General features: G+C 53.8%; 16 protein-coding genes and 2 tRNA genes. 12 read left to right on the plus strand and 6 right to left on the minus strand.

What is annotated here, in order from left to right; all coding sequences use genetic code 11:
- Window positions 1–5 precede the first annotated feature (5 nt).
- The 6 genes from HUE57_RS06650 to HUE57_RS06675 all read left to right on the plus strand — a co-directional run bounded on the left by HUE57_RS06650 (window position 6) and on the right by HUE57_RS06675 (window position 3,882).
- Window positions 6–80, plus strand: a tRNA-Gln gene (locus HUE57_RS06650).
- 229 nt (window positions 81–309) lie between these two features.
- On the plus strand, window positions 310–1,254 hold the full coding sequence (locus HUE57_RS06655) for a ribose-phosphate diphosphokinase (protein WP_078484886.1): 945 nt from the start codon (window positions 310–312) through the stop codon (window positions 1,252–1,254).
- Between the two features lie 107 nt (window positions 1,255–1,361).
- Window positions 1,362–2,009, plus strand: coding sequence for a 50S ribosomal protein L25/general stress protein Ctc (locus HUE57_RS06660; protein ID WP_078484882.1), 648 nt, complete (start codon window positions 1,362–1,364; stop codon window positions 2,007–2,009).
- Between the two features lie 42 nt (window positions 2,010–2,051).
- Entirely contained in the window at window positions 2,052–2,639 is a 588-nt protein-coding gene (gene pth / locus HUE57_RS06665) for an aminoacyl-tRNA hydrolase (RefSeq protein ID WP_078484883.1), read from the plus strand.
- 18 nt (window positions 2,640–2,657) lie between these two features.
- On the plus strand, window positions 2,658–3,749 hold the full coding sequence (ychF, locus tag HUE57_RS06670) for a redox-regulated ATPase YchF (protein WP_078484884.1): 1,092 nt from the start codon (window positions 2,658–2,660) through the stop codon (window positions 3,747–3,749).
- A gap of 56 nt (window positions 3,750–3,805) precedes the next feature.
- Window positions 3,806–3,882: transfer RNA gene (locus HUE57_RS06675), tRNA-Met, on the plus strand.
- Window positions 3,883–4,354: 472 nt separating this feature from the next.
- On the opposite strand, the gene HUE57_RS06680 is transcribed toward HUE57_RS06675, so the two are convergent.
- Window positions 4,355–4,669, minus strand: coding sequence for a hypothetical protein (locus tag HUE57_RS06680; protein WP_174672929.1), 315 nt, complete (start codon window positions 4,667–4,669; stop codon window positions 4,355–4,357).
- A gap of 48 nt (window positions 4,670–4,717) precedes the next feature.
- Window positions 4,718–5,002 (minus strand): hypothetical protein, encoded by a 285-nt coding sequence (locus HUE57_RS06685; RefSeq protein WP_174672930.1) that lies wholly within the window; start codon window positions 5,000–5,002, stop codon window positions 4,718–4,720.
- Window positions 5,003–5,337: 335 nt separating this feature from the next.
- Between HUE57_RS06685 and HUE57_RS06690 the strand changes: the two genes are divergently transcribed.
- The 6 genes from HUE57_RS06690 to HUE57_RS19585 all read left to right on the plus strand — a co-directional run bounded on the left by HUE57_RS06690 (window position 5,338) and on the right by HUE57_RS19585 (window position 11,353).
- Window positions 5,338–7,182: an HD domain-containing phosphohydrolase gene (locus tag HUE57_RS06690; RefSeq protein WP_078485091.1), complete on the plus strand. Its 1,845-nt coding sequence runs from the start codon at window positions 5,338–5,340 to the stop codon at window positions 7,180–7,182.
- Window positions 7,183–7,272: 90 nt separating this feature from the next.
- Window positions 7,273–8,190: an ABC transporter ATP-binding protein gene (locus HUE57_RS06695; protein ID WP_078485092.1), complete on the plus strand. Its 918-nt coding sequence runs from the start codon at window positions 7,273–7,275 to the stop codon at window positions 8,188–8,190.
- Entirely contained in the window at window positions 8,187–9,515 is a 1,329-nt protein-coding gene (locus HUE57_RS06700; RefSeq protein WP_078485093.1) for a hypothetical protein, read from the plus strand. The genes HUE57_RS06695 and HUE57_RS06700 overlap by 4 nt, the downstream gene beginning before the upstream one ends.
- Before the next feature lie 30 nt (window positions 9,516–9,545).
- The gene (locus HUE57_RS06705) at window positions 9,546–10,175 is read left to right on the plus strand and encodes a hypothetical protein (RefSeq protein ID WP_174672931.1); all 630 of its coding nucleotides are present in this window, start codon (window positions 9,546–9,548) and stop codon (window positions 10,173–10,175) included.
- Between the two features lie 87 nt (window positions 10,176–10,262).
- A complete protein-coding gene (locus HUE57_RS06710; RefSeq protein ID WP_078484848.1) occupies window positions 10,263–10,760 on the plus strand; it encodes a methyl-accepting chemotaxis protein in 498 nt (165 codons plus the stop codon).
- Window positions 10,761–10,786: 26 nt separating this feature from the next.
- Window positions 10,787–11,353, plus strand: coding sequence for a pilin (locus tag HUE57_RS19585; protein ID WP_272902024.1), 567 nt, complete (start codon window positions 10,787–10,789; stop codon window positions 11,351–11,353).
- Here HUE57_RS19585 and HUE57_RS06720 read toward each other — a convergent pair.
- The 4 genes from HUE57_RS06720 to HUE57_RS06735 all read right to left on the minus strand — a co-directional run bounded on the left by HUE57_RS06720 (window position 11,350) and on the right by HUE57_RS06735 (window position 13,635).
- The gene (locus HUE57_RS06720) at window positions 11,350–11,940 is read right to left on the minus strand and encodes an ABC-type transport auxiliary lipoprotein family protein (protein ID WP_236860712.1); all 591 of its coding nucleotides are present in this window, start codon (window positions 11,938–11,940) and stop codon (window positions 11,350–11,352) included. The genes HUE57_RS19585 and HUE57_RS06720 overlap by 4 nt on opposite strands.
- Before the next feature lie 11 nt (window positions 11,941–11,951).
- Window positions 11,952–12,410: an Mce/MlaD family protein gene (locus HUE57_RS06725; RefSeq protein ID WP_174672933.1), complete on the minus strand. Its 459-nt coding sequence runs from the start codon at window positions 12,408–12,410 to the stop codon at window positions 11,952–11,954.
- 77 nt (window positions 12,411–12,487) lie between these two features.
- Window positions 12,488–12,865, minus strand: coding sequence for an MlaD family protein (locus HUE57_RS06730; RefSeq protein WP_174672934.1), 378 nt, complete (start codon window positions 12,863–12,865; stop codon window positions 12,488–12,490).
- Window positions 12,850–13,635, minus strand: a complete 786-nt coding sequence (locus HUE57_RS06735; protein WP_078484852.1) for an ABC transporter ATP-binding protein — start codon at window positions 13,633–13,635, stop codon at window positions 12,850–12,852. The genes HUE57_RS06730 and HUE57_RS06735 overlap by 16 nt, the downstream gene beginning before the upstream one ends.

Here is a 13,635-nt window from a genome sequence, read left to right on the forward strand (position 1 = left end):
TTTTTTGGGGTGTCGCCAAGCGGTAAGGCACGGGGTTTTGATCTCCGCATACCCAGGTTCGAATCCTGGCACCCCAGCCATATTAATCTGCCGCAGGCAGTCGTCGCAGCAGAGGGGCGCCAGGATGAGAACCAGCAAGGTTCGACCGGCGACCAAGGGAGCCGGAACAGCGAGCAAAGCGAGCTGGCCCGCAGGGCGAAGGACGTAGTCCTGAGTAATCCTGGCACCCCAGCCATTTTAAACTGCCCTGGGCAGTGACCATTAATATGTTGATACGACCTAGGTGGATCAGACATGTCAGATAGCAAGATGATGGTATTCACGGGTAACTCGAACCCGAAGCTTGCGCAGGATATTGTCAACCATCTGCGGATGCCGCTCGGAAAGGCGGTCACGGGACAGTTCAGCGACGGTGAGGTGATGGTCGAGATTATGGAGAACGTCCGTGGTAAGGATGTCTTCATTGTGCAGCCGACCTGTAAGCCAACCAATGACAATTTGATGGAGCTGATGGTGATGGTCGACGCACTACGTCGCTCATCAGCGGCTCGCGTTACCGCAGTGATCCCTTACTTTGGTTATGCACGTCAGGATCGTCGACCGCGCTCTGCCAGGGTGCCGATAACTGCCAAGGTGGTTGCGGATATGTTGACCAATGTCGGTGCTGATCGTCTGTTAACCGTTGATCTGCATGCCGACCAGATTCAGGGCTTCTTCGGGATTCCTGTCGATAATGTTTACGCTTCACCAATTTTGCTGGGTGATATCTGGCGCAATAAAAATGATGGTGAAGACCTGATGGTGGTCTCGCCTGATGTGGGGGGGGTGGTGCGTGCACGCGCGCTGGCCAAGCGTCTCGATGATGCCGATTTGGCGATTATCGACAAACGTCGACCTATGGCTAACGTGGCGCAGGTGATGCATATCATCGGAGATGTCGAAGGACGTTCATGCATCCTGGTCGATGATCTGGTCGATACAGCGGGCACGCTCTGTCAGGCGGCGAAGGCGCTCAAGGAGCACGGCGCAGCCAGTGTTAAGGCCTATATCACCCATCCGGTGCTCTCCGGGCCGGCGGTCGATAATCTCGATAACTCTGAGCTTGATGAGCTGGTAGTGACCGACACCATCCCGCTCAATGAGCAGGCGCGGGCATCAACAAAGATTCGTCAGCTTTCGCTTGCCGAGATGCTGGGCGAGACGATGCTGCGTATTAGTAATGAGGAGTCGGTTAGCACCCTCTTCATGGATTAGTTTTTTATCGTTCGGCGAGAGCCGGACAGATGTAGCTGCTGAACCTGGTCGCGGGGGAGGCAAACCAGCCACCCAGTGTGGCGTTTTTTTACTTTAGGAGAAGTACCATGGAAACATTTGAACTGAACGTAGAAGTACGTACGGACACAGGGAAGGGTGCGAGCCGCCGCCTGCGTCGTGCGGATAAGGTGCCGGGTATCCTTTACGGTGCCGGTAAGGATCCGATCTCACTGACCCTGGGTCACAACGATCTGTTCCACCACGCTGAGCACGAGGCGTTCTACTCGCATATTCTGACCCTGCATGTCGATGGCAAGGATGAGAAGGCGGTACTTAAGGATATGCAGCGCCACCCTTACAAGCCGGTCATCATGCACGTCGACTTCCTGCGCGTCGATATGAACGAGAAGATCCGCATGAACGTACCGCTTCACTTCCTCAACGAAGATACCGCTCCGGGCGTCAAGCTCGAGGGTGGTCGTATCTCCCATGCGATCAACGAGGTCGAGATCATCTGTCTGCCAGGTGCGCTGCCTGAGTTCATTGAGGTCGATCTCGGCGAGCTGAAGATCGGCGATATGGTTCACATGTCAGATCTGAAGCTGCCCGAGGGTGTCGAGATCGTCGAGCTGATGCACGGTGCCGAGCACGATCAGCCCGTTGCCTCTGTCCAGAAGGCGCGTGGCGGATCGGATGAAGAGGCCGAGAGTGAAGAGGCTGTTGCTGAGGGCGAAGGCGAGGGCGAGGGCGAATAAGCCCCGTTTCTCTGTTGCTGAGACCGGTGAGCGGGAGGTTGTATGGCGGCTGACCGCGCCGGTTTCGATCTTATAGTAGGGCTGGGGAATCCCGGCCCTTCTTATGAGCAGACCCGTCACAATGTCGGTTTCTGGTGGGTGGATGATCTCGCATCCCGTTATGGTTGTGCGCTTCGAACTGAGGCGAAATATAACGGCGATGTCTGTCGTGCCACCATCGAAGGACACGACTGTCGGCTGCTCAAGCCCATGACCTTCATGAACCGTAGTGGTCAGCCGCTCTCTGCGCTGGCCAACTTTTTCAAGATACCTGCTGAACGTATTCTGGTCGCACACGATGACCTCGATCTGCCACCGGGCACCATCCGTCTGAAGAAGGGCGGTGGTCACGGGGGGCATAATGGTCTGCGCGATATCATCAGCTGCTTCGGCAAGGATTTCTATCGGTTGCGGATCGGAATCGGTCACCCCGGTCACCGTGATCAGGTCACCGATTTTGTACTGGGACGCCCGGCGGCAGCAGATCGCGAGGCGATCGTCGGTACCCTTGATGATGCGACCCGTTCGCTGCCCGATATGCTCGATGGGAACCTCGACCGTGTGATGCAGCAGCTTCACACCCTTAAATAGTAGAGATGGGATTACACCATGGGATTTAAATGCGGAATTGTCGGACTGCCCAATGTCGGTAAGTCGACCCTCTTCAATGCGCTGACCAAGGCGGGTATTCAGGCCGAGAACTACCCCTTCTGCACCATTGAGCCCAATGTGGGTGTAGTGCCGATGCCCGATCCTCGTCTCGACAGATTGGCCGAGATCGTCTCGCCTGAGCGAATTTTGCCGACCACCATGGAGTTCGTCGATATCGCAGGGCTGGTGGCGGGTGCTTCCAAGGGTGAGGGGCTAGGTAACAAGTTCCTCGCCAATATTCGTGAGACCGATGCGATTGCTCAGGTGGTGCGCTGTTTCGAAGATGAGAACGTGGTGCACGTGGCCGGCAAGGTTCACCCGCTGGACGATGTTGAGGTGATCAACACCGAACTGATGCTGGCCGATATGGATACGGTCGATAAGGGCATCCAGCGCGTCTCACGCATTGCCAAGGGTGGTGACAAGACTGCCAAGGCACAGATGCCACTGTTCGAGGAGGTACGTGCAGCACTCGACGAGGGCAAGATGGTGCGTGCCATGGGGCTGAATGAGGATCAGCTGGAGCTGCTCTATGAGCTTCACCTGCTGACCATCAAACCGACCATGTATATCGCAAATGTCGCCGAGGATGGTTTCGAAAATAATCCGCATCTGGACGCGGTCAAGGAGCTGGCTGCTGCCGAAGGCGCTGAGGTGGTTGCGGTCTGTGCATCAATCGAGTCGGAGATAGTAGAGCTCGATGCCGAGGATGCTGAGGCGTTCCTTGATGAACTGGGTCTAGATGAGCCAGGCCTAAATCGTGTGATTCGTGCGGGTTATGAGTTGCTAGGATTGCAGACCTACTTCACCGCTGGCGTGCAAGAGGTGCGAGCCTGGACGGTCAAGATCGGTGCCACCGCGCCGCAGGCGGCGGGAGTGATCCACACCGACTTCGAGAAGGGCTTTATCCGTGCCGAGGTGACCTCTTACGACGACTTTGTCGCCTGTAACGGTGAGCAGGGCGCCAAGGAGGCGGGTAAGCTCAGGCTCGAGGGTAAGGAGTACATCGTCAAGGATGGTGATGTAATGCACTTCCGATTCAACGTTTAAGACCTTTCTCCCTTGACAGCAAGGCGCTCAGGCAGCAAAATCCCGCTTCCAATTTTGGCTATGTAGCTCAGCTGGTTAGAGCACATCACTCATAATGATGGGGTCCCCTGTTCGAATCAGGGCATAGCCACCATACAACAAAAGGGCTTAGCTTCGGCTAGGCCCTTTTCTTTTTCTGAATTGTAAGAGGCGCATTGGAAAATGCTGGCCTGGCTGCCGATGTGGTATTTAGGCATAGCCGCTTTGATCCTATATACATCGCATAATAGTCAGGCCATTAGTTCAGTTGGCGAATTGTTGGTTGATACCGACATCGAGAAAAAGTGTGCCATCTGCTTTGCAGAGGTCTGTCTAGTGCTCGTAGAACGTCGGACGGTGAATCCGTCAGACGAGTACTGATGGTTCACTTATGTAGGTCAGCTTTGGTGTCGTTACCGCTGAATATCCTACTACTTCCTCCATCGAAGCATCGCAGGTGCGGTAACAGTTGCGTAAGTGGCGCAGAGTGTTGGTTCGAGGCGTGATAAAAGGTGGTCATGGAAGAGGTGGTATAAAAAAAGCCCGCGACAATCGCGGGCTTTTTATACAACTAAGTAAGGTGTTTTTTACTTCTTCTCTTCGAACTGCTTACGCATGGCGGCAATACGCTCTTCGTGTGCCTTCTTCTGCGCATCCATCATCTCTTTCATGCGCTGAGCCATCGCCTCGGCCTCTTTTTTCTGTGCCTCATAGGCTGCGTTCTGCTGCTCCATAATCTGCTTGCTCTGCTCAACAGCCGCCTTCTGCTGTGCATCGACCTGCTCCTGAGTCATTGCCTGAGGTGCGGTGTAGGGAGCTGCTGCATAGGGTGCGTAGCCGTAAGGGGCATAGCCGTAGGGGGCGTAACCGTTATAACTATTCCAGCCGTCGCTGACCGCCATGGAGAGCGAAGTGAGGGCGGTTAGTCCCCGATAGTCGACGCCGTCTGCCTATTCGTAGTTGAGAGCGCGAGCGAACGACGGAGAAGATGCAGCAGCGGCTTTATGTCGGCGTAGAGTCACTGAGGGAGTTGTGTAGAGCCGCGAAGAGGTGATTACGCAACGAACGCAGGACGGTCGGGGCGCCGCAGGCATAAACGGTCGCGTGAAGTTTTGCTGTTTGCTTGGGCTTGGATGCCCAAAACAAACTTTCGCAAAAATAGCGACTCCCCGGAAATGTTGGTGTTGGTTGTAGGTTGCTTGCTTGGCCTTCAGGCGATGCAGTGGGCTCACCATCCCCTGCCTCATCCCGAATTGTATATAAGTATATTAGTGGAATCTGACTGCGGCAAGTTTTCGGTTTTCGTTTTAAATCAATTTGTTACCTGACTGGCTGATGGCGTGCATTGCTATCTATTAGATTGTTAATGGGAAAGTAAGGGTTGGTGGCGGTAATATCTGTTTTGTCTCTTGTTGATGAAGCGATTGTGTCGCCACGCGTGCAATATTCCATTCGCTCATCTGCTCCTATAGTGTGTATTGAATGACTTGCCCAGGGAGGCAGCGTGGAGAGAGGTTCTTTCAGAGGTTGGGTTCGGTCGCTTTCGGTACAGATCAGTAGCGCGTTAATTTTGCTCTTTCTGCTCGCCTCAGGTGCGGTCGGACTGACTGTCTACGAGTTAGAGCTGCGCAAACACGACTATGTGATCCTCAATCTTGCCGGTCAGCTCCGCTCGATTACTCGAAATATCACCAATGAGACGCTGCACTACCAACGTCACGGTGAAAAGAGTTCGATGATGAATAGCGTCGATGCCGAATATTTCCACAGCTCAATCAAACGCCAGCTCGATCTCTACACCAAAATTGTTACCTCATTGCGAAACCGACTGCTGGAGCCGGAGCTGACGGGGCGCTCAGATCCGCTCTACTGCTCATGGGATGAGGCGTCGCTGAAGCAGCTCGATATGACCGCAGATGCCTGGCAGCAGTTTCGTGGTGGTCTGGAAGGGGTGTTTGCTCAACCGGAGGCGACCATCGAGCAGGCGGTGATCTATCTGCAACAAAATGAGAAGCCGTTGATCGATATCTCTACTCAGCTGAGCCAGCGCCTGCAGGAGATGATGGAGGGGAAGCTCTCACTGGTGATTCTCTTTAATCAGGTTATGTTGGTGGCAGCACTGATTGTGGTTTCCGTATTACTAACGTTGCTCTATTACAGCTTCTCGCGTCCGTTACGCATGACTGTTGCAGGATTCGAACGTGTTTCGCAGGGTGACTTTGGCCATCAGATTGAGGTGGGCAGTGAGAATGAGCTAGGGCGTATGGCGGGCACCTTCAATGCGCTGAGTGGACGACTCAACTCAATTTTCCGCCTCACCGATCGGATCAATCAGGCGACCTCGGTCGATGAGTCACTGCGCTTTGTTTTTGAAGAGTTCAATGTGCTGATACCGCTCGACTGGGTGGGCATGATGGTGTTGAGTCCCGATGGGCAGCATTTTGAACTGCAGCGTCTCTATACCGATGGTGAGACTACGCTGTGTGAGGGCGACACCTTCCAGGCGACCGGTTCGTTGCTGGCCAAGGCGATGGGCAGTAAGGAACCGCTACATATACCGGTGCTGGCTGAGACCTCAGCGGCCAATCCCTCGGCGGAGTTTGCCGACCGACTCGATCGTGACGGGCGCCAGTCTGCGCTCTTCTATCCACTCTCAACCGAGGGGAGCTGGGGTGCGGTGATCGCCTTCGCCTACAGTGAGCCAGATGCATACAACGCAGACCACCTTGAGCTGCTCTCTAATATCGCCGCACAGATCAGTCACAGTTTTGAGAAGAATCTGGTGATCTCGGCCATAACCGGTCTGGCGCGGTTGGCGGAGAATCGTGACCCTGAGACCGGGGATCATCTGGTGCGCATGGCACTCTACTCGGCCAAGGTGGCCGAGGAGCTAGGCAGTGAAGGGCCCTATCAGTCAGAGATCAGTGCCGATTATGTGCGTGATCTGCACCGCTTCGCGCCAATGCACGATATCGGCAAGGTCGGTATTGAGGACGGCATTCTGCTCAAGCCAGGTCGACTTGATGCCGAGGAGCGGACCGAGATGGAGCGTCACCCGGTGATCGGTGGCGAGGTGCTGCGCGGCTGTGAGGCGCAGATGTGTGCGGTGGGTCACTCGATGTTCAAGATTGGGATTGAGATTGCCGAGGGGCATCACGAACGTTTTGATGGTCAGGGCTATCCGAATGGTGTGGCAGGTGAAACGATCCCGCTCTCGGCACGTATCGTGGCCGTGGCGGATGTATTTGATGCGCTCACTTCACGTCGACCCTATAAAGATGCCTGGTCAGTAGAGCGTGCGCTCTCAGTTATTGATGAGGAGTCGGGACAGCACTTCGATCCTGAGGTGGTGAAAGCGCTACATCGGGCCATGCCGAAGGTGATGGCGATCTACGATGAGTTGAAACATGTGTGATGAATTTCGTGCGGATGGGCTGTTTTCAGTAGCGGTCTGAAGCCGGCTGCAATAGGATGGCTGGAGCATAAAACAATAAAAAGGGATGGAATGATTCAGGTCAGCAACCTCGTCTATGAGTACCCCGGCAAACGTGCCCTGCAGGGTGTCTCCTTCAATATTGAGCCCGCCACTGTGACAGCACTGGTTGGTCCGAATGGGGCTGGTAAGACCACACTGCTTCGCTGCATGGCCGCGTTAGAACGACCCTTCGCCGGGACAGTGGTGATCGATGGTCTCGATACGGTGGAGGAGCCGCGTCAGGTCCACCGCCGCCTTGGCTACCTCTCAGATTTCTTTGGTCTCTATGACGATCTGAGTGTCGCGCAGTGCCTTGAGTATGCTGCGATGGCACACGGAATCGCCTCGATAGATCGCGCCGAGCGGGTGATGACAGCGGCGGAGCGGTTGGGTTTAGATGATCGACTGGAGGTTGAGGCGAAGGCGCTCTCACGAGGGCTGCGCCAGCGACTGGCGGTGGCGCAGGCGATCATCCACGAGCCGAGTGTAGTGCTGCTCGATGAACCCGCATCGGGGCTCGATCCTGAGGCGAGAACCTCACTCTCAACACTGTTGAGCGAACTGCGCGGGCAGGGGATGACGCTCGTGGTCTCTTCGCACATTCTTTCCGAACTGGAGGCCTACTCGACACACATGCTGACGATTCGTGATGGCGAGATTACCGGTCACCGCGCCTTGCACGAGGATGAAGGTGAGGTGATGCAGATACGCCTGCGTGCCGTGAGTGACTTGGATCGGGCGCAGCCGATCCTTACTGAGATGGGTGCAAAGCTGCTGCCCGATGGTGGGGATGAGTGGTTGCGATTTGATCTGACCGGCTCGGAGATGGAACGTCGTATTCTGCTTAAACGGTTGATCGATGCCGATGTGGCGGTGAGTGAGTTTGCGGTTGAGCGTCGCTCTCTGGAACAGGTCTATCTCGATGAGGCCGGGGAGGTGGCGGAATGAATATCAATCCCGAGCTGAAACGCAATGCCTGGCTGGAGCTCTCTGCACATAGGATGTTGGCGATGCCAGCCATTCTTGCACTGATATTTAACCTCGCCTATCTCACTGCGGGGAATGACTTCTGGAAGCAGATGGGGATCTATGCGGTGATCTCCTACGTTGCACTGGTGGTGCTGTGGGGGGGCAAGCTGGCGAGTGAGGGGCTGATCCGCGAGGTTGATGGTCAGACCTGGGATAACCAGCGCATGTCGGTGATTGGTCCCTGGAGCATGAGCTGGGGCAAGCTCTTTGGTAGTACGCTCTTCCCCTGGTATGGCGGTGTGATCTGTCTCGCGGTCTATCTCTTTGCACGACTGCAGACGGGCTACTCTGAAGAGGCGGTCAAGGTGGCCGCAATTCTATTGCTGGTGGGTGTGTTGGCGCAGAGCGTTGGATTGCTCGGTGCCCTGCTCCTGGCTCGCAAGCGGGGCAAAGGTGGTTCACGCCGATACACTGGGCTCTATCTGTTCGCCATTCTCGGAGTGTTGTGGCTGCTGCCGTTGCTGCAGCATGCGGGTAGCCAGTCGCAGGTTGACTGGTTTGGCTATCACTATCCGATAATAGACTTCGTTCTGCTCTCACTGATGGCCTGGGCCGGCTGGGCACTGATCGGTATCTACCGAGTGATGCGTGTAGAGCTGCAGTTCACCAATACTCCGTGGGTATGGCTGCTCTTCGTAACCTTTTTACTGGTCTTTCTCAGTGGCTTTGTCCCCGGCGGTGGTCGAGATCCGCAGTTGATTGCGCTCTCCAGGCTGCTGGTATCGTTCGCCGTGGCATCACTACTACTCTATTTCCTGCTTTTCAGTGAGAGTAAGGATGTGGTGGCGTTGCGCCGTCTATTTATCAATCTGCGCAGCGGTAGTATGAAGACGGCGGCGGAGAATCTGCCGCTCTGGTTGCTCACTCTAATGGTTGTGGCTGGTCTGGCTACAGCGCTGCTATTTGAATTGCCATTCCGATCGGTATTCATGGATCGAAATGTGATCAGTCAGTGGTTCCCGCTAGCCGCTTTGCTGTTTATGGTGCGAGACGCGGCGCTGCTGCTGGCGTTGAATATGTCATTGCGGACACGCTGGGCCGATGGCGCGGCGCTGGTCTATCTGCTTGTACTCTATGGGCTGCTGCCGGCAGTGATCAATCTTGCAGGTTGGAGTGGTGGACGCTCTCTCTTCTATCCGCTGCCTGGTGGTGATGTGAGCTCATTAATCGCACCTGCAGTTGAGATGGTCGCAATGTTGGTCTTTGTGCGAATGAGGATGGCAAGGCTTAGTGTTGAATCCTAAGGTTTAGGATTAGAGATAACGGGTGGTGTGATGAGTCTGAACAGAAGTCGAGCGGTCGTGGTATTGATTACAGCAGTAGTGTCACTGTTGCTCTCGGCCTGTACGCCGATGAAATATGGTGTACCCGAGGAACGCTGGAATCGCATGGGTGAGGTGGAGCGCGCCGCCACGATTGAGGCCTATGAGGAACGCCAGCGTATTGCACGTGAGCGACGCGAAGCTGAATTGGCACGTGCTGAGGCGTTACGCCACAAGAAGGCACAGAGAATTGAGCGTATTCACCATGGCGATATCTGGTATCACGGTGCATTGATTCGCGTGACTATCAGGAAGGGGAAGGTAAAGATTGGAAAGGAGTTTCGCCAATACAGGCCCGTGTCTTTTTTAATTGCTGATAGAGAGACCAAAGCCATGAATCTTCATCGCGCTGGAAAAGGTAAGCGCGATTATAACCAAATTTGGTTTAGCTATCGAAATAACCAGTTGATAGCTGATGTTGGAAGAGGTGGCAGAAATGCACGAAATGGTCATGTGTTCTACTATGAACCTGCGTGGTCCAGAGCGAAGCACTATAGGGATGTGCAATTCGGTACTAAAAGTAATATAAAGAGTGATGGAATGGTTGTTTCGGTGGAGGTTATGCCCAGGCAGCATCGCTAGATAAGATAGTGATTGTGACTATATTCAAGCGTGGAAGCGTTTTAAACCTTTAGACGGGTATGAGTGTTTTTTTTAGGAGGTATTAGAATGGAGCGCAGAGAACAACTGGTAGTTAATAAAGATTTTCAGCAGCGTTTTGTTGTTGGAATGATTTTCTCTGTAGTGCTGCTGATTAACCTTGTTATTCTTTTCGATCTGTTGTCGGGTTCTTCGATGCTGGTCGGTGAGCTTAGTGAGTTGCAGTTTCTTATTATTGGGTTAGCTGAGCTCTTTATTGTTGGAATAGTCTATTTCCTGGGTATCCGCTTGAGCCATCAAGTGGCTGGTCCGGTCTATGTTGTCTCTAACAGTCTCGAAAAAATGGGTGATGGTGATCTTAGTTTCAAGGTCCGTTTGAGAAAGCGTGACTTCTTTCGCGAGGTCGAGGGTGACTTTAACGACAATGTGGAGAAGCTAAGAGAGCGAATCGTTGCGCTGAAAACGATCGCCCAGAAGCTTGAGGGGAGTTTGGGTGAAGGACAGCAAGATGCTCAGGAGCTTGTTGGAGAGCTCAAGACAAAACTTGATGAACTTAAGACTGAGTAATGGTGGTTGATATGTCGAGGGAAAAGATGATTAAAAATAAACCTGATGCTCGTCGCTTTTTTGATTTCGATATTGTCTCCAAAATGAGAAAGGGTGCCGGATTTACGCTGATTGAGCTGATGATCGTGCTGACCATTATCAGTATATTGATGGTCATAGCGATACCCGCCTATTTAAACTACAGGGTGCGTTCACAGATCTCAGAGGGATTTATGCTTGTTGAACCGGTTAGGGTGGGTATGACTGAGTTTTATACTACATATGGGAGATGGCCGGCGAATAACCAAGAAGCGGGAGTAAGCGATCTTCCTGCTCTGTTTGTCTCTGGAATTGAAGGAGACTATGTCCAAAGTGTTGACATTTATCAGGATGTTACCGACCCGGATGATCTCCAGTCATACATTCTTATTTTTTACTCTACGGCTGAGATGCCAGAACTTCGAAGTGCTTTTAATTTGATCACGTTTAAGCCAACGGCAGTGGCAGATGGTGGTTCAATTGAGTGGGATTGTCGTCCGTCAGTGTCGGTTGGAAAGTTCTGGAACCAATATGAGGTGAAGCAGAAATACCGGCCATCCCGATGCCGTGATTAATGTTCTATAGTAAATTCCGATATTGCGGACAGGGTATGCTTTAAGGCCCTGTTCGCAGCAACGACGCCACCGTAAGGTGTGTCGCTCTCGCTTTCAGTGCTGTTTGAAAATAGCTGGGAAGCGATAATATCCCCGCTATTTCTATCAATTATTTGTATCCTCATGATCAGTTCCACACGACTGGGTTTGGTCGTGAAGTCGTGATGTAGTCTCACTAGTTCACTATCAAGACGCAAGTTGGCAGATACCGGGCTTGGTGCAAGTGAGATTGCCTTGTAATAACTACTTCTCTCAAAGCATTGAACCAGTAGAGTCGCAATCATCTGAGAGGGGGTGTCCGCCCAGCGGTGCTTGGCAAAGTAGCCGAGTGAGTGTGCCTTGTCGACATAGGCCATCTGCGGTGTGTTGTATCCGGCGTGGGCACGCGGAATGGTGACCAGTAGTGTTTCACTGCCGCCTTGTTTGACCGCTTCAATCTCGGGTAGTGAGTTCAGTGTGTAGCTGTACTGCTCAACCGGCTTTGATCCGGGTAGTCCGGTGCAACCGCTGGCCAGAAGCAGCGTGGCGGCGATCAGAAAATCTCTCATTTTCAAAATAGTTACTCCCCGGGTCCAGTCGGTCGAACGGTGGTGCCATAGATCAACATGTTGGGCTGGCGTTCCAGCTGTACCATCAGGTTGCGCAGGGTAGAGATCAACTCGCGTAGTTCATGAATCATCATGCCAGTCTCTGGCAGTGTTTCACGGCTGAAGTTGCGCCCCTCGGCGACCAGCTCATTGGTCTTGGCGGCCGTATCTGCAACTGAGTCGGCCATGGAGCGGACGGCATCGGCGCTGTTGCTGATGTCGCCAATCAGCTTAGGTAGTGACTCGGTGGCCTGGGCGGTATTCTGCATTGCTGTTTGGGCATTTTTCATCGCCTGTTCGAGTGCTTCACTGTGCTCAGTCAACGCGGCAGTGAGCTGTTCGAAGTTGGTCAGGATGTTCTTTATCGAGGAACGATTCTCAACATCGAGCAGCTGTTCGGTGTTGTTGGCGAGCCGTGAGACCTGATCCATCAGGCCAGTAATTCCACTGCCTACCTGACTGATCAGAGAGAGGCGTCAGGTGATTACTGGATACTCCTCACCTGCCGTCATGGTGAGTAGTGGCGCGCACGACTTCCCTCAGTAAGGTTGATATAGGCGATGCCGGTCAGTCCCTGGGCGGAGAGTACGGCGACGGTATCCTCTTTGACGGGGGTACCGATACGAATTTGTAATAGCAGTCGCACCAGTTCGGGATTGTCGGGCTGGAGAGATATCTCGGTGACCTGGCCGATATTCACGCCACGGTATTTAACCGGTGCGTTGATGCTGAGACCCGAAACCGATTCGGTGGTGTAGACGAGATACCCTCTATATTCGCTGCGTTCCAGTCCACCGGCCGCGAGCCACAGGGTGACGCCGATTCCTGCTGCGCTGAGCAGCAGAACGAAGAGGCCGACGGCGGTGTAGTTTACCTTGTTGTCCATGCCTGCTCCTTAGCGGCGCGTCCTCGGGGACCGTGAAAGTAGTCACGAATAGTCGGCTCTTCTCGCTTAGCGAGTGCTTCCATGGTGTCGGTGGCGATAACTCGACCTTCTCCAAGCAGCGCCACACGATCAACGATTTGCCAGAGGGTATCGAGATCGTGTGTTACCACTATGATGGTTAAGCCCAGCAGTCGTTTCAAGTTGCCGATCAACTCATCCAGCCCGGCGGCACTCTGTGGATCGAGTCCGGCGGTTGGTTCATCGAGAAAAAGTATCTGTGGATCGAGCGCTAGCGCACGGGCCACCGCGACGCGTTTTAGCATACCGCCACTGAGATCGCTGGGGCGTTTTCCACCAGTATCGATTGGCAGTCCAACCAGCCCCAGTTTGATGGTGGCGATCTCCTCGATTAACTGTTCGCTCAGGCGGGTGTGTTCGCGCAGCGGCATGGCGATGTTGTCGAGCACACTCATGCCGCCAAACAGTGCGCCGTGCTGGTACATCACGCCAATATTGCGATAGAGCTCGAGCTGCGTCGCCTCATCAATGCGATGGATGTTGTAACCGAGCAGCTCAATGGTGCCACTGTAGGGCTGGTGAAGATTGAGCATCTCACGCAGCAGCGTCGACTTGCCGCAGCCGCTTCCACCGGCGATGGCGAGAATTTCACCACGATGAATATCGAGATCGATGTGGTGGTGAAGGGTGTGATCACCAAAGCGCGTCTGCAGCGCGCGTATCTTGATGATCTTCTCGATGTCGCTGTTCAT

This window comes from Candidatus Reidiella endopervernicosa, assembly GCF_013343005.1.
GTDB lineage: Bacteria > Pseudomonadota > Gammaproteobacteria.